Genomic DNA, 17,256 nt, shown 5'->3' on the forward strand with positions numbered 1-17,256 from the left:
TGCAAATCTGTTTGATTCGAACAGGAATCCCCGGATTCTCTTGCCTGACAAAGGATGCCGAATAAAATACTCTCCTTTGATTATCCTCCTTTTTGTCACCGGACCCCGGGTTCATTGTCACCCATTTTCCAACTAAACTTTACTTGCATTTGAATCAAGCCTTAGCTGCATTCCAAGTAAGGCCTGATTGAAGGCCAGGTAAGGCTTAGTTGCGTTCCAAGTAAGGCTTACTTGGAACGCAATCAGGCACCTTTTACATCCTCAATCGTATCTTCCTGACTACAAGCTGTTTGCAAAGACAGGAAAAACACGGCAGACTTCCTTTCCAATCTGCCGCCGCTCCTGCCATCCCTGTCGCACGCACGGTGTTCCAGAGGAGGACGCTGCATGGAGTTCCGCAGACCGTGGCGACCACTCCTTGAAATCATGAACACTGCCTGCCGGACAGTCCTCTTGTCTTTTAGAAAACACTTTCCTTGTTTTCCATAAAACAGTTTCCCTGTCTTTTATAAATATGTACATGAACGGTGCGTGCCGTCCTCTCTCCCGGCTATCCGTCATCGGCGGGACAGGAAAGTTCTTCGTACGGCGGGAGGCATTGCACACATACCGACCCAGATATTCCGGTTAATTGTTTTTAACACACCACTAAGGCTTATTTTCCGCATTAAGTTTGCCGTTTCCGTTTATTTTTATTTACTTTGCAGGTCATTGGAAAGTAACTAAAAACAAAACATCATGGTAAACAGCGAAGAGACGCAATATGTCTGCGGCATGAGGAAAGAGGATTTCCAGACCACGATAGACGGCAGGGAGACCGACCTCTACGTACTCAGAAACGCCAGGGGCAACGAAGTTGCCATCACCAACTACGGGGGGGCCATCGTCGCCATCATGGTTCCCGACAGAGACGGCAATCTGGCGAACGTCATACAGGGACACGACAACATCCAGGACATCATCAGCTCCCCGGAGCCTTATCTCTCCACCCTCATCGGCCGCTACGGCAACCGCATTGCCAAAGGACGCTTCCAGCTGAACGGCAAGGAATACCGCATCGCTGTCAACAACGGACCCAATGCGCTGCACGGAGGAAAGAAAGGCTTCAATGCAAAGGTGTGGGACGCCGTCCAGGTAAACGACCATGCCGTCGTACTGAAGTACACGTCTCCCTATGGGGAGGAAGGCTTCACCGGCGAGGTGGAAGTATGGGTAGCCTATTCCTTTACCGACGACAACGAGCTTGTCATCAAGTATTCGGCGAAGACCAACAAGAAAACCGTCATCAACCTTACCAGCCACGGATTCTTCTCCCTGGCAGGCATCGCCGACCCTACCCCGTCGGTGGAAAACCTGGAATGCCAAATCAACGCCGACTTCTACCTCCCCATCGACGAGACCTCCATCCCGACAGGCGAAATCCTGAAGGTGGCCGGCACACCCTTCGACTTCCGCACGCCGAAACCGGTCGGACAGGACATCAATGCCGACGACGAACAGATAAGAATCGGCGCAGGCTACGACCACTGCTTCGTCCTGAACAAGAAGGAGGAGGGCGAACTGTCGTTCGCGGCACGCATCAGAGAGCCGGAGAGCGGCAGGACAATGGAGGTCTACACCACCGAACCGGGCGTACAGGTATATACCGACAACTGGGCCGACGGCTACAAAGGGCAGCACGGGGCGACTTTCCCGCGCCGGAGTGCCATCTGCTTCGAGGCGCAGCACTTCCCCGACAGTCCCAACCACCCTTACTTCCCGTCTGTCGTGCTGGAACCGGGCAGGGAATATACGCAGAAGACCGTCTATAAGTTCGGTGTGGAGAAACAGACAACCCATGTAGAAACAAACAAATAAACATAAAAATGGAAAATCAAACTAAGAAGAGAGGAACGCTGGTGGCCATCATCACCATGATGTTCCTGTTCGCGATGATCGCATTCGTCACCAACATGGCTGCACCGTTCGGCACCATCTGGAAACAGCACTATGAATGGGCCGGCATGATGGGCAACATGATGAACTTTGCCGCCTACCTGTTCATGGGCATTCCCGCCGGCATGATGATTACAAAATACGGTTACAAGAAGACCGCCCTCGTCGCCCTGGCCCTCGGCTTCATCGGCATCGGCATACAGTATGTTTCCAGCACGATGGACGGCAACGCCATCAGCACCTATGTGGTCTATCTGCTCGGTGCTTTCGTGTGCGGATTCTGCGTCTGCATCCTGAACACGGTCGTCAACCCGATGCTGAACCTGCTCGGCGGCGGCGGCAACCGGGGCAACCAGCTCATCCAGACCGGCGGCTCGCTGAACTCGCTTGCAGCCACACTGACCCCGATGCTGGCCGGCTCCATGATCGGCGAGATCACGAAGGACACATCCCTCAAGGCAGTCACGCCGCTGCTGCTCATCGCACTGGTCATCTTCGCAGCTTCGTTCATCATCGTATGGTTCACGCAGCTGACAGAACCCGAGACGGAGAAGTCGGACGTGATGGGCGGCATCAAGGGCGCACTGGGCTACCGCCAGCTGGTACTCGGCATCGTGGCCATCTTCTTCTACGTAGGCATCGAGGTCGGCATCCCGGGCCAGCTTCTGTTCTACCTCAGCGAGCCGGTGGCAGAGGGCGGCGTGCTCGGCAGCGCGGCCATCGCCGGTCTGATAGCCGGTGTATACTGGCTGCTGATGCTCGTCGGGCGTTTCGTGAGTGCCTTCATCAGCGGCAAGGTGTCTTCCCGTATGCAGCTCACGGTGACCTCCTCCGTTGCCATCGTCCTCCTGCTTGTCGCCATCTTCATGCCGGAGACAAGCAAGATGAGCCTTACCGTGCCCGACCTTGCCGAGAGCACGCTGATTCAGGCAGAGGTACCGGTAAAGGTGCTGTTCATCATCCTCTGCGGTATCTGCACCTCCGTCATGTGGGGCGTTATCTTCAACCTTGCAACGGAAGGACTCGGGAAATACACCGCAACAGCTTCCGGACTGTTCATGACAATGGTTGTCGGCGGCGGTGTCATGCCGCTGATCCAGAACCTGACGGCAACCAGAATCGGCGACATCCAGAGCTACTGGCTGATCGTGGCCATGCTGGCCTATATGCTTTTCTACGCATTGGCAGGCTCGCACCCGGCAAAGAAAGATTAAGACTGAATCCCGTATAATCCAGACCATCAACTAAAAACATTACTGATATGGACATTGAATTCGTAAGAAGCCGTTTCATCAAACACTTCGACGGCAAGACCGGCAACATCTACTTCTCGCCGGGACGTATCAACCTCATCGGCGAGCACACCGACTACAACGGCGGGTTCGTCTTCCCCGGTGCCGTAGATAAAGGCATCATGGCGGAAGTACGCCCCAACGGTACGGACACCGTGATGTGCTACTCCATCGACCTCAAGGACCGGGTGGAGTTCAAGGTAGACGATCCGAAAGGGCCGCGCGCCACATGGGCCCGCTTCATCTACGGCATGGTACAGGAGTTCAAGGCACTCGGCGTCGACGTGAAAGGCTTCAACATCGCCTTTGCCGGCGACGTTCCCCTCGGTGCCGGCATGAGCTCATCGGCAGCCATGGAGAGCTGCTTCGGCTGTGCGCTGAACGACCTGTTTGCCGGCAACAAGGTGCCGAAATGGGACATCGCTCTCGCCGGACAGGCAACGGAGCACAAGTACATCGGCGTGAACTGCGGTATCATGGACCAGTTCGCAAGCGTCTTCGGACAGGAAGGGAAGCTGATGCGCCTGGACTGCCGCAGCCGTGAGTTCGAGTACTTCCCGTTCAGTCCAAAGAGCTACAGACTGGTGCTCGTCAACTCGAAGGTGAAGCACGAACTGGCAGGAAGCCCCTACAACGACCGCCGCAGGAGCTGCGAGAACGTCGTCGCCGCACTGGGCAAGCACTTCCCCGGCAAGAAGTTCGAGACGCTGCGGGATGCCGACTGGGACGAGCTGGAGGCCGTGAAGGCGGAAGTCAGCGCTGAAGACTATAAACGCGCCCACTTCGTACTGGGCGAGAAGGACCGTGTCCTCGCTGTCTGCGACGCCCTCGTGGCAGGCGACTACGAGACCGTCGGAAAGAAGATGTACGAGACCCACCACGGCCTCAGCAAGGAGTACGAGGTAAGCTGCGAGGAACTCGACTTCCTCAACGACCTCGCCCGTGAGAACGGCGTGACCGGCTCGCGCATCATGGGCGGCGGCTTCGGCGGCTGCACCATCAACCTCGTCAAGGACGAACTGTATGACAGGTTCGTTGCCGATGCGACCGAGAAGTTCAAAGCGAAGTACGGTCATGCGCCGGAAGTCTATCCGGTAGTCATCAGTGAGGGGTCGCACAAGGTCTGCTGAAACCGCTTCAACATCCGGGAAGACGGTCTTTTTCCGCAGGGACAGGTCTTCACCGGCATACACAAGAGCTGGATTCCTCACGGGGTTCAGCTCTTCGTGTCTGGTTCCCGGCGGTCCCGGACACGACTCCATGCCATGTCAGAAACAATGTTACATCGCTAATCAAAAAAATCTACAACATGAAAGAATACTATAAAGGTGAGCCCAAGATCCTGGTATCGGTGGACTGCATCGTACTGGGGTTTGAAGACAAGAAGCTCAGGCTGCTCGTAGGGAAAAGGAAGGTAGAACCCGGAAGCGGAAAGCTCTCGCTGTACGGCGGGTTCGTCCGGGAGAACGAAAGCCTCAAACAGGCCGCCAACCGGGTGCTCTGCCAATGCACAGGCATCAAGGACATCTATATGCTGCAGGTGGGCGCCTTCGGGGAGACTGACCGCGACCCCGGCGACCGCGTCATATCAATCGCCTACTGCGCACTCATCAACGCGCCCGACTACGACCGGCAGCTGCTGGAGAAGAACGACCTGCAGTGGGTCGACATCGACAAGATTCCAGAGCTCTACGGCGACCACATCGCCATGGTGCAGATGGCTCTGAGCCAGCTCCGCAAGCTGCTCAACAAGACACCCGTCAGCCTCAGCCTGCTGCCGGAACTGTTTACCCTCACGCAGCTGCAGCACGTCCACGAGGCGATTCTCGGTGCGGAAGTTGACAAGCGGAATTTCCGGAAACGCATCAAGCAGACCGACTTCATTGAGAAGACCAGCCTCATCGACAAGGTCACCAGCAAACGCGGCGCAGCCCTCTACCGTTTCAACCGGCAGGCCTTCAAGGACACTTCCGTCTACAGGCTGTAAAGGAAGGCAAGAACGCCCGTCCACAAAGCCAGGTACCGCCGGCCGGCAGACTTTCCCCTGTTCAAGTTCTGTCATCATCATCTTGACGCATACGGTACCGACAGGAAAGAACTCATCTTCCTGTTTTCTGCCTGCGTGCTGCCGCCCATCACTTATGGTGCCGTTGGCAGACACCAGCCGTGTGAGTACCCGGCACCGTGCGATCATGCCGTCGGTCCGGAAGCTGCCGGCAGTTAAACATCACCCGCAGGGACAGCCACGCACGTCCGTCCCTGCCGATCATTTAAGGACGACATACTGATTTCTGCATGAAACCACGTGTCTCGTCCGCTCAATCCGTTTTATCCGCAGGACATTGTCAGGCGCGACATTCAGCCGGTCCGCTCCATCCACAGAGAAGTCCTGGGCACGAACGATGCCCGCACCCCCCGGACAACAGCCTTTTGAGGTGTTCAAGACAAATTTATCAAAAATGTAACCCCAATATTTTGAATTCTCCTTATTTATCTCTATATTTGCATTATAAAAATTTAAATCCAATCTATATATGAACGACAAGAAACTGATGGACCGTGCAGCGGACAACATTAGAATACTCGCAGTGTCAATGGTTGAAAAGGCCAAGTCAGGCCATCCGGGCGGCGCCATGGGCGGTTCCGACTTCATCAATGTTCTTTTCTCTGAATTCCTCGTCTACGATCCGGACCGGCCGGAATGGGCAGGACGCGACCGTTTCTATCTCGACCCGGGGCATATGTCGCCCATGCTCTATGCGGCACTGACCCTCCAGAGAAAGTTCACGGTCGACGACATCAAGCAGTTCCGCCAGTGGGGTTCGGTCACACCCGGCCATCCGGAACGCGACCTCGCACACGGCATTGAAAATTCATCAGGCCCGCTCGGACAGGGACACGCCTATGCCGCAGGAGCCGCCGTGGCAGAGAAATTCCTCGAGGCACGCCTCGGACACACCATGATGCAGCACAAGATATACGCCTACATCTCCGACGGAGGCGTCCAGGAAGGCGTCAGCGCAGAAGTCGGAAGACTGGCAGGCGCACTCGGACTGAACAACCTCATCATGTTCTACGATGCCAACGACATACAGCTCTCCACCGAATGCGGAGCCGTCATGGATGAAGACACGGCCATGAAATACAGGGCATGGGGATGGAACGTCATGAATATCGACGGCAACGACCCGGATGCCATCCGTGAGGCACTCGCCGCTGCCAACAGGGAAGAGAACCGCCCCACCCTCATCATCGGTGACACCGTCATGGCCAAAGGCGCACGCCAGGCCGACGGCAGCAGCTACGAACACAGCATAAAGACACACGGCGCACCGCTCGGAGGCGATGCCTATATAAATACGGTGAAAAACCTCGGCGGCGATCCCGACGACCCGTTCAGAATCTTCCCTGAAGTACAGCAGTTCTACGATGACCGTGCAGCCGAACTCCGGAAAATCGTGGCTGAACGCCATGCTGCGGAGGCCGGCTGGGAAAAGGAGAATCCGGAGAAAGCGGCACAGATGCACCAGTGGTTCTCCGGCAAGACACCGGAGATCGACTGGAGCGGTCTTGTGCAGAAGCGTGACATCCCGACACGCAACGGATCGGCAGCCTGCCTCGGCCTGCTGGCAGAACAGGTGCCGAACATGATCGTGTCATCTGCCGACCTCAGCAATTCCGACAAGACCGACGGCTTTCTCAAGCACACACATTCCTTCACCCGCGGCGACTTCAGCGGTGCTTTCTTCCAGGCCGGCGTAAGCGAACTGGCCATGGCATGTATGTGCATCGGCATGATGCTCCATGGCGGCGTTGTCACGGCAATGGGCACATTCTTCGTCTTCTCCGACTACATGAAGCCGGCCATCCGCATGGCGGCCCTCATGCAGGTGCCCGTGAAATTCGTATGGAGTCACGATGCGTTCCGTGTCGGCGAGGACGGTCCTACCCACGAACCTGTCGAACAGGAGGCGCAGATCCGCCTGATGGAGAAGCTGCAGAACCATGCCGGACAGGATTCCGTCCGTGTGCTCCGCCCTGCCGACAGCGATGCGGCAACCGTCTGCTGGCAGATGGCCATGGAGAATACTGACACGCCGACGGCCCTCATCTTCTCCCGGCAGAACGTGAAGAGCCTGCCGGAAGGAACCGACTACCAGCTGACCCGCAAGGGCGCATACATCGTGAAGGGCTCTGACGAGCCGTTCGATGTCATCCTCGTCGCCAGCGGATCAGAGGTCTCCACCTGCCTCGACGGTGCAGAACTCCTGCGCCGGGACGGAGTGAAGGTGCGGGTCGTCAGCGCTCCGTCCGAGGGCCTCTTCCGCCGTCAGAGCAGGGAATACCAGGAGCAGGTACTGCCGGAGGACGCAAGAATCTTCGGTCTGACAGCCGGCCTCCCCGTGACGCTCGAGGGGCTGGTCGGTGCGCACGGAAAGGTATACGGGCTCAACAGCTTCGGCTTCTCCGCTCCTTACAAGGTGCTCGACGAGAAACTGGGCTTCACCGCCGAGAATGTGTACAGGCAAGTGAAAGCTTTTTTAGCATAGACGTTTAACCTGAGTCCTGCACTCCCCCGCCGGGAACGCAGAGGCTCATAAAACCTAAACAGCTTATGGAAATTAAGACAGTAGGAGTTGCCTGCGACCACGCAGGCTATCCGTTGAAGCAGTTCGTCATCCAGTATCTGGAAGAACACAAGTATCCATATAAGGACTTCGGTTGCAACAGCGACCTGAGCTGTGACTATCCCGACTACGCCCACCCGCTGGCCGAAGCCATCGAGAAAGGTGAGGTCTATCCGGGCATCGCCATCTGCGGAAGCGGCGAGGGAATGGCGATGACACTCAACAAGCATCAGGGTGTGCGTGCCGGACTGGCATGGAACAAAGACGTAGCCGAACTGATACGTCAGCACAACGATGCCAACGTCCTGGTCCTTCCAGGCAGATTCATCGACAACAAGACTGCCGGCAGAATCCTCGACGAGTTCTTCAAGGCAGGATTCGAAGGCGGCAGACACGAACGCCGTGTCAGGAAGATCGCCATCCAGCAGGCATAAGGCGTTCTCTGACCGCCTTGTCCTGATTGTCTCCAAGACATTACATACAGTCAGAAACCGGACGTGCCGGACATTCCTTCCACAGGCTTTCCCTGTAAATGACTATCCAAAACAACCTGTCCGGACCGCACCTTTTCTGACTGCCGGAATTATATGCGGCTTCTTCCTGCCGAAGCCCTGCTGAACAACACAAGAAGGCTGTGCATCTCCCCATCCTCCGGAAACAGACCGTGGATGGGGGGATGTTACTGCCTTTTTTGTCTTCCGTAATACGCATGGACAGGGAGTCAAGACAGCTCTCAACACACCCCCTCTCTTCTCAACGATCCCCCCCTCCCGCATCGGAGATGTGCTCCGTACAGCCTTCCCCCTTCCCGGAGACAGAACCTGAAAGACATGAATCCTTACCTATTCGCAGTTATCACTGTCCGGCAAAACCTGAATGTCATGGATTTCTATGTGTAACTTCCTTTCAGCCGGCAATCTCTCATCGTCTTTGGAAAGGCAGCCCCCCTCATCAGAAAAGGTACGCTGACCTTCGGCATTTACCACAGGCGGTTTCCTACCGGGCGGCAGATTGCAGGTGTGCGGGCCCTCAACACGGCCGGTATTCACCGACAGCACGGCCAGTGTCGGGCATCAGCACGGCTGGAAGAAGATGGGTTTTGTTCCCGTCACTGTCATAAATATGGCAAAAGGAATGACCGGCTTATACTGAAAAAACTTACCAGACAGAAACAATTTGCAATCCAATCCATATAAAACAATAAAAAAAAGAGGGAAAAAGGTTTTTTCTTTTATAATTTATATCTATCTTTGCACCGGAGTGTCTGACAGCAGCCTGTTCCTCTTGCAGGCAGGCATCCACAAGAAGCTGTCTGCAATACATTCCACCAGGGAAGGCACTGCGAACAAAAAAATCACTGGTTCCCGATAGACAATCACAATCAAAACGTAATATATGAAACAGGTTTACTATTTCGTTTTCCTGGCGGTACTGGCACTGACATCAGCAGCCGCAAAGGCCGATACGCCCGTGAAAATCAAGGTGGACGATGCCGCCAGGGTGACTGTGAAAGTCAACTACGCACCTGTCGCCGTCGTCACCGGAACGAATACGGTGAATGTACCCCAGTACGGTTCGGTGCAGATCGAGGCCAGACAGGGCTTTTATCTGAAGAGCGTCACGAAGACGACCGGCGCAGGAGACGCCACTCAGCAGACCATCACCGGACTGACAAGCTGCAGCCTCTACATCTCCGAATCAGACCGGAATGCGATGTTCACCGTCAAGAGCGGCGACCTGGAGGCCGCCCGCACAGGTTCGTGTACGGTGACGGTCGACCATGCCGCAAAGGTGAAGATGATGCGCTACGAGTCGCAGACCACCGTCGACCTGACGGACGGCGACAATACCGTGAAATGGATTCCCAACACGGAGAAGACCCTCGTCATCAGCAACAGGAACTATGGGGAAGCCCCTATATATAAGGTGGCGGTCGACGGACAGGACGTAGTGCCCTCTGACGGCCAGTACTTCGTCGTGCCCAGGCAGGGCAGCACCATCGTCATCACAGCCGGTTATCCCGATACAGACTGTCCGGTGACCTTCCAATTCAACGACGCTTCGGCAAAGGGTGTCCTGTCAGAAGTGACGGTCGACGGAACGGCAGTCAGCAACTTCCTGGAGGCCGGCTTCACGGTGAAGGCCGGCTCGAAGCTGTCGCTGAAATTCGACAAGACGAACTATTCCCTCGATGCCTTCAAGGTGAACGGCACCCCCGTGACGGTCTACGGCACCTATGAACGCTACGTCAGAGAAGCCACCGCCTTCGACATCCAGGCGCACAGGTACGCCACCGTGAAGGCCACGCTGACCATAGACAAGGCGGCCAACATCACCGCCTACGAGGGCCAGAGCTATGACAACAAGGTGATAACCCTCCGCGACGGAGAGAACACCCTCGAGCTGAGCGAGAAGAACAACCTCATCCAGCTGAAGCCCAACAGCGGCTGCAGGATCGAGTCGGTGAAGGCCGACGGCACGGCACAGTCGGCCGATTATGACGGAGCCTACAACATAAGACTGACGGAGGGTATGAAGATCGACGTCACCACTTCGGCCGTCGTGTGCGACCAGAAGGCAACCGTCTTCATCGACGACATCAGCCTCGCCGGCTACGGCTTCAACTTCTACCGTTCCGACCACAGCACCGTGCCGATGCAGACCGGCGAGAACACCGTGATGTTCTCGACCGACGACCATCACTTCCTGCTCGCAGCCTACGGCAACGACCTGGGCAAGATGGAAGTGAAACTGAACGACACGAAGCTCGCCCCCTCCTACCCCGGCGGCACCAGCTTCGAGTTCGACCTGAAGAACAACGACCGCCTGGAGGTGTTCCTCAAGGGCGCCCCCACAGGCATCGGAACCATCGGACAGGCACGCGGCGGAGAGGCAGCAGTCTACCGCCTCGACGGCACACGCGTGCAGGGAACAGGCCTGTCCAAGGGAATATATATTATCAACGGTAAAAAAACAGCAATCAACAAGCGATGAGAAAGATTCTACTCACAGCATTCTGTGCCGCTCTCGCAGCCGCAGCCTTCGGACAGTCGAAGCTCGACCTGCAGAGCCAGATGGAGCTGTACAGGCTCCGCAACACGTCCATCCCCACCTACAACAGCCGCACCCGCACGTTCGAGCGGCGGCAGAGTGTCCCGCAGAACACGATGGCAATGATCGAACTCAAGAACGGCAACGGCCGTGCAGAGCTCGAGGCAGAGGGCGTGACAGTACTGCGTATGCGCGGCGGCATCGCCATCGCCGTCGTTCCCCTGGCCGATGTCGAGCGCATCTCGGCCCTGAAATGCGTCCACCGCATGGAGCTGCCGCGCCGTATGTACCAGAAGATGGACATCGTCCGCAAGGAAATCGGCGTCGACAAGATCCACCAGGGCATCGACCTGCCGCAGGCCTATACCGGCAAGGGAGTCGTGACGGGCATCGTCGACGGCGGCATCGACCCGAACCACATCAACTTCCTCAAGCCCGACGGCACGACCCGCTTCGGCTACATCAGCAAGATCACCGCAAGCCAGCAGGACCCCAAAGGTTACCAATACGACAACTACTACCCGCGCGCCGTGCTCGACACGATGAAGAACAAGGCGGACAGCTACGCCATCGAAGACTTCACGACCGACAACAACACCAACTTCCACGGCACGCACACAACGGGCATCATGGCCGGCGGGTACAAGGGCGACATCACCTATGCCGTGACCGAGGACAACGACGTCTCCCACAACGTGCAGAAGCCCAACCCCTTCTACGGCTGTGCCACGGAGTCGGAGATCGTGGCTTCCTGCGGCGACCTGCGCGACCAGTACATCGCATTCGGTGTCGACGATGCCGTGCAGTATGCGCTCCTGTCAGGCAAGGAGCCCAAGCCCTGCGTCATCAACCTGTCGCTGGGCAGCAACCTCGGCGCACACGACTCCACCAGCGTGATGAACAGGTTTCTGGCCGAAGAGGGCAAGCACGCCATCATCTGCGTGGCGGCCGGCAACGAAGCCGACCGTGCCGTGGCCCTGAAGAAGACCTTCACCGATGCCGGCGAGACCGTCAAGACCTTCCTCACGCCGATGCAGACAGGGGAGCTTCCGTCGGGCAAGAAGACCTACTACAACCTCCGCAACGGACAGATTGCCGCCTACAGCAACGACAGCACCGAATTCGAATTCCAGATCGTCGTGACCAATACGAGGCGCAACAACCGTGCCGCCGTACGCATCCCCGTGCTGACGAACTCGAACGGACAGGCGACGACCTACGCCTCCGGCGGCGACTACTCCATGACGGGGGCCGTCATCAACCAGACCTTCGCCAAGGCTTTCGACGGCTACGTCAGCGTGGCATCGATGAAAGATCCCGAGACAGGACGCTACTATGCCATGGCGGAAATCATGACCAGCGACAACCAGACGACCAACAAGGACGGCAACTACAAGCTGTCACTGGAAATCAAGAGCAAGGAAGCCGGGCAGCGCGTCGATGTCTACGGCGACGCACAGCACATCTACTTCGACGACAACCAGCAGGTGGGATTCGTCAGCGGAACACGCAACGGATCGATCAGCGACATGGCCTGTGCGGCGAACATCATCACCGTAGGCAGCTACAACGTGCGCAACCACTGGCCTTCCATCGACGGATTCGTCTACGGATACAACAAGAAAGGGCAGGAAGACGACTTCCCCGCAGGCGAGGCATCCCGCTTCTCGTCGTTCGGCACGCTGGCCGACGGCCGGAACCTGCCGCTCGTCTGTGCGCCGGGAGCGTCCGTCATCTCTTCGGTGAACACCTACGCCGTGGAGAACCCCGACCTGGGCTACACGCAGGCGGCCCTGCAGGGCAAGCTGACGAAAGGCAAGAAGACCTATTACTGGCACCAGTCGCTCGGCACGTCGATGGCCACGCCGGTCGTCGCCGGAGCCATCGCCCTGTGGCTGGAGGCGAACCCGAAGCTGACCTGCAAGGATGTCGAACGCATCATCAGGGAGACCGCCCGCAAGGACGACTTCGTGAAGAACACCGGCGACCCGGTACAGTGGGGGGCCGGCAAGTTCGATGCCTACGCCGGACTGAAGCAGGTGCTGCGCGAGAAACAGTCCGCCGGCATCAGCGGCGTGAAGACAGCCGGCAACCGGGAGACGCCTGTCATCACGATGACGGGGGAGCGTTCGTTCGATGTCTTCCTCGCCGGTGCGGCACCGCTCACGGTGCGTGTCTACTCGCCCGGCGGCCAGCTTGTCCACGTGCAATCGGCACAGGGCGACGAGACCAGCGTCAACGCCTCCGCCTGGCAGAAGGGTGTCTATCTCATCCAGGTGAACGGCAGCAAGGCACAGCGCATCGTCATCTATTAAACGGCAGCTCCCTGCCGCTCAGAGATTCTGTAATGAAAATTCAGAACTCAAAGCACAGAACAAAGTCAGTGGAGAAGCAAGAGGGCGTTGCCTGCCTTCCAAGTAAGGCCTGACAGCACGTCGGGCAAGGCCTGATTGACGTGCAGACGAGGCCCTCTTGCCATGCAACTGAGCACCTTTTCCGCACAGGGATTCAATCTGCTGTGAACCAGTAGGTTGCAGTCGCCGGAATCTTCACTTCCCGCCGAGCGGTTACCCGTTCCCCGGCTGAGACATAAAAAATCGGAATTAAATATTATTTACCAAATCGTATGAAGAAAAAGTTTACTTTCCTGCCGTCAGTCTTTCTGTTGCTGATGGCGATGCTGTGGAGCTCCGCCGCCGTGCATGCACAGGAAGAGCAGCTCATCAGGTTCCACACCAACGTGCCCGCCAAGGCGAAAAGCAGCGGCATAGCGGCACAGGTCTCCTTCGTGCTCGGTGCGACGGACCAGGACATGACCGTCAGCATCGACTGTGGAGCCGGCGAACAGGAGTTCGACGTGAAGAAGGCCAAGGTAGAGTCGGATAACGGCGACATCTCCATCAAAGGCTCGCTCTTCACCGGCACGGTCTCCGACGAAGGATGGGTGACCATCACCGGCGACCCCGACAACCTCTACTTCTTCAATGCCTCGGGCAACGAAATCGACCAGATCGAGTTCAGCAGCAACCTCAAGCTCCATGTGCTCAACCTGGAACACAATGCGCTGAACGCACTCAACATCGACCGCCTGCAGACGCTGAACGTCATCTACCTGCAGGACAACCTCTTCACGAAGTCCACACCGCTGATGATCGGCAGCATGCCGGAACTCGTCGTGCTGGAGATTCCGCAGATCGGACACCTCTCCCCGGACTTCACGCTCCGCAACTTCCCCAAGCTCCGCTCCTTCGACGCCTACCACACGCTGGGACTGAAGACCGTCGACCCGACCGCCTGCCCCAAGCTGCAGCGGCTGAGTCTCGACATGACGAGCGTGGAATCGGTCGACCTCTCGCAGAACCCCGAGCTGCAGATCCTGAACGTCGGCGACTCACGGGTGAAGACGCTCGACCTCAGCCACAACCCGAAGATCACACAGCTTTACATCTCCCACTCCTCCGGTACGGTGAACACGGACGTGAAGTTCGACAACATCGACGTGACGCACTGTCCGGAGCTATACTACTTCTACTGCGGCGGCAACAACCTCAAGACGCTCGACCTCAGCCAGAACCCCAGACTCTTCACCCTCTCGTGCGACCGCAACCTGCTGCACAGCCTCGACGTGAGCCACAACCCCGACCTCTACAGCGTCAACGTGCGCTACAATTACATGGACTTCGCCACGCTCCCCTGGCCGGGCAACTGGTTCGAGTACTACCACGAGCAGAACCCGATGGAGCTGAACGACACCTACAAGGTGGGCGATGTCATCGACCTCAGCAGCCGTGTGCTCCGCGCGAAGACGACCACGCAGGGACGGCTCTTCCGTGTCCCGAAGAAGGACCCGACGAAGCCCGTCGAGCTGGACGACACCTATTATGAATACAAGGACGGCAAGGTGACGCTGAAGAAGGCACTCGACGACGAGGTCTTCGTACAGTACACCAACAGCGTCCTCAAGGCCTACCCCATCCGTACGGAGAACTTCCGGGTGAAGACCGCCGAAGACTTCGGAAAGGACGTGAAGGCCATTGAGCTGTCAAGCCTCGGCTCGGAAGGCTCGCCGGTGAAGATGTCCGTCGGCATCCTCGGCGCGACGGAAGACAAGCCGGTCACGGTGAAGGTCGACCTGGGCAGCGGCGAGACGAAGCCGCTCAAGGTGACTTCCGAACATCCCGCAACTGCGAACATCAATGACGTGCGCACGGGATCGGGCAACATCATCGTCTACGTGCCGCAGGACCATTACGTGACGACGCTCGAGTCCGACGGACAGTACATCGACAACATCGACCTCTCCGCACTGACCGAACTCCGCACGCTCTCGCTCCGGAACGCCGGCCTGACCGCCATCGACATGGGCTACAACAACAAGCTCGAGAAGCTCGACCTCTCCGGCAACAGCCTCCGGTTCGTCGACCTCCGCGGACCGTCGTCCTACTTCTACAAGAGCAAGCTCGCCGACATCGACCTGAGCCACAACCAGCTGGACTCCATCCGCTTCAACGACCTCTATGCCGTGCGCCGGCTCAACGTCAGCCACAACAACCTGGAGAAGCTGGATGTGTCTGATGCCGACAACCTGCGTACGCTCGACCTGTCGTACAACAAGTTCACACGTGTCCTGCTGAACCACAGCGAGCTCATCGAGGACATCAACGTGTCGAACAATGAACTCGACGAGGTGAAGATTCCGCCGGTCGCACCGGTCGCAAAGCTCAACGTCAGCGGCAACCGCTTCACGCTGGGCAATATGCCTTCCGACTTCGGACTGCCGCAGGGCAGGTTCATCTACGCACCGCAGCATATCCTGCAGATTTCCACCTCCTCGCCGGGCATCGACCTCTCCGAACAGAACATCACACGGAACGGTGCCAAGACGCAGTTCGTATGGAAGAAGAAGGGCGGAGAGACGCTGAAGCTGGGCACCGACTACACCCTCACGGACGGGTCGGCGAAGTTCCTCAACCTCGCACTCGACTCCATCTACTGCGAGATGACCCATCCGGGCTATCCCGACTTCAAGGGTGCCGACGTCTTCAAGACGACCTGCGTGCATCCGATCGCCATGCCGCAGCACGAGCTGGCATCGTTCACGACGGTCAGCAAGACGGACAGCGTGCAGCTCTCTCTGGCCAGCTACGTGCCGGGCAAGTCGGTCTACTTCGAGTGGAACGGCGACGGCAACGTGACCCAGTACACCCTCGGGACGGCCTACAAGCTCTTCCGCGCCAAGTCGAAGGAGAACACGAAAGTGCGTGTGCTCGTAGCCGAGGCCGACGACAAGCTCAAGATCTTCAGCGTGTCGAACGTCAAGATGAGCCAGGCCGACCTCTCGGGGCTGAAAGATGCCAAGCTCATCACGCTGGCGAATACAGGGCTGGAGCACATCACGCTTCCTGCCGCAGCACCCGGCCTGACCGACCTGAACCTCGACGGCAACGAGCTGAGCGAGATCGACCTTACGAAGTTCCCGAAACTCTTCTCACTCTCGCTGGTCGGCAACAAGTTCCAGACCTTCGACCTCTCACAGGCGAAGAACCTCAGACTGGCCTATCTCTCGAGCAACAAGATGACCAGCGTCAGCCTCGACAACCCGAACCTCTGGAACCTCGACCTGAGCAACAATGAGCTGGAAAGCGTGTCGCTCGACAGGCTCCCGGCACTGGAACAGCTCTGGCTGAACGCCAACAAGCTGACGAAAGTAGACGTGTCGCAATGCCCGAATCTGTCGGTATTGAACATCGTCGGCAACCGTCTGAAGTTCTCAACCATGCCGCTGCCGAGCAACAACGGCAGACCGTTCAACCGGTATTCCTACAACCTCCAGGCACCGCTCGATGTCAAGTGTGTCGACGGAAAGGTCGACCTCAGCTCCGAGGCCGTCGTAGGCGGTGAACCGACTACCTACCGATGGTTCGACGGCAACGTACAGTATGTGGACGGCGAACTGCAGGGCGAGGAGCTGACCGCCGGTGACGAGTACACGGTCGAGAACGGTGTTACCACGCTGAAACTCAACAAGAAGTTCACAAAGCTCGTCTGCGTGCTGGCCAACGGCAACTTCCCCAATGCGCTCCTGTACACGAACTACATCGAGTTCACGCCGACCGGCATCGATGATGTCCATGCCGGCGAGGACGTGAAGGTACAGCTCACCGACGGCGGCATCACCGTCCTCGGTGCAGGGAAGCACACTGTCGCCGTCTACACCATCGACGGCAAGGTGGCTTACCAGGGCAAGGCTGCCGGCGATGCAGTCCGTATCGCCCTGCCCCGCGGCACCTACATCGTACGTGTGGGCAACAAGGCTGCCAAGGTAGGCGTAAGATAAGCCACCCATCATC

General features: G+C 57.6%; 9 protein-coding genes. All 9 read left to right on the forward strand.

All coding sequences use genetic code 11. From position 1 onward, the window contains the following. The first annotated feature begins 738 nt into the window (after positions 1-738). A complete protein-coding gene (locus tag DYH27_RS09340) occupies positions 739-1,857 on the forward strand; it encodes an aldose epimerase family protein (protein WP_025067749.1) in 1,119 nt (372 codons plus the stop codon). An 8-nt stretch (positions 1,858-1,865) separates the two neighbouring features. After that, on the forward strand, positions 1,866-3,149 hold the full coding sequence (locus DYH27_RS09345; RefSeq protein WP_029216350.1) for an MFS transporter: 1,284 nt from the start codon (positions 1,866-1,868) through the stop codon (positions 3,147-3,149). A gap of 47 nt (positions 3,150-3,196) precedes the next feature. Further along, the gene (gene galK / locus DYH27_RS09350) at positions 3,197-4,357 is read left to right on the forward strand and encodes a galactokinase (protein WP_004351761.1); all 1,161 of its coding nucleotides are present in this window, start codon (positions 3,197-3,199) and stop codon (positions 4,355-4,357) included. Positions 4,358-4,536: 179 nt separating this feature from the next. Next, positions 4,537-5,214 carry an NUDIX hydrolase gene (locus DYH27_RS09355; RefSeq protein ID WP_025067750.1) on the forward strand — a complete coding sequence of 226 codons (678 nt, stop codon included), beginning with the start codon at positions 4,537-4,539 and terminating at the stop codon, positions 5,212-5,214. A gap of 547 nt (positions 5,215-5,761) precedes the next feature. Further along, positions 5,762-7,777 (forward strand): transketolase family protein, encoded by a 2,016-nt coding sequence (locus DYH27_RS09360; protein WP_029216351.1) that lies wholly within the window; start codon positions 5,762-5,764, stop codon positions 7,775-7,777. Positions 7,778-7,842: 65 nt separating this feature from the next. Then, a complete protein-coding gene (locus tag DYH27_RS09365) occupies positions 7,843-8,289 on the forward strand; it encodes an RpiB/LacA/LacB family sugar-phosphate isomerase (protein ID WP_004351776.1) in 447 nt (148 codons plus the stop codon). Between the two features lie 961 nt (positions 8,290-9,250). Further along, complete coding sequence (locus DYH27_RS09375) at positions 9,251-10,849, forward strand: hypothetical protein (protein WP_029216352.1); 1,599 nt, start codon at positions 9,251-9,253, stop codon at positions 10,847-10,849. Beyond that, complete coding sequence (locus DYH27_RS09380) at positions 10,846-13,221, forward strand: S8 family peptidase (RefSeq protein ID WP_025067752.1); 2,376 nt, start codon at positions 10,846-10,848, stop codon at positions 13,219-13,221. Before DYH27_RS09375 ends, DYH27_RS09380 begins: the two co-directional genes overlap by 4 nt. A 311-nt stretch (positions 13,222-13,532) precedes the next feature. Continuing rightward, complete coding sequence (locus tag DYH27_RS09385) at positions 13,533-17,243, forward strand: DUF6383 domain-containing protein (protein WP_025067753.1); 3,711 nt, start codon at positions 13,533-13,535, stop codon at positions 17,241-17,243. Positions 17,244-17,256: the final 13 nt, after the last annotated feature.

This window comes from Prevotella denticola (genome assembly GCF_900454835.1).
GTDB lineage: Bacteria > Bacteroidota > Bacteroidia > Bacteroidales > Bacteroidaceae > Prevotella > Prevotella denticola.

Coding starts and splice junctions, on each gene's coding strand:
- DYH27_RS09340 (WP_025067749.1), top strand. CDS start 739: ATGGTAAACAGCGAAGAGACGCAATATGTCTGCGGCATGAGGAAAGAG.
- DYH27_RS09345 (WP_029216350.1), top strand. CDS start 1,866: ATGGAAAATCAAACTAAGAAGAGAGGAACGCTGGTGGCCATCATCACC.
- galK (WP_004351761.1), top strand. CDS start 3,197: ATGGACATTGAATTCGTAAGAAGCCGTTTCATCAAACACTTCGACGGC.
- DYH27_RS09355 (WP_025067750.1), top strand. CDS start 4,537: ATGAAAGAATACTATAAAGGTGAGCCCAAGATCCTGGTATCGGTGGAC.
- DYH27_RS09360 (WP_029216351.1), top strand. CDS start 5,762: ATGAACGACAAGAAACTGATGGACCGTGCAGCGGACAACATTAGAATA.
- DYH27_RS09365 (WP_004351776.1), top strand. CDS start 7,843: ATGGAAATTAAGACAGTAGGAGTTGCCTGCGACCACGCAGGCTATCCG.
- DYH27_RS09375 (WP_029216352.1), top strand. CDS start 9,251: ATGAAACAGGTTTACTATTTCGTTTTCCTGGCGGTACTGGCACTGACA.
- DYH27_RS09380 (WP_025067752.1), top strand. CDS start 10,846: ATGAGAAAGATTCTACTCACAGCATTCTGTGCCGCTCTCGCAGCCGCA.
- DYH27_RS09385 (WP_025067753.1), top strand. CDS start 13,533: ATGAAGAAAAAGTTTACTTTCCTGCCGTCAGTCTTTCTGTTGCTGATG.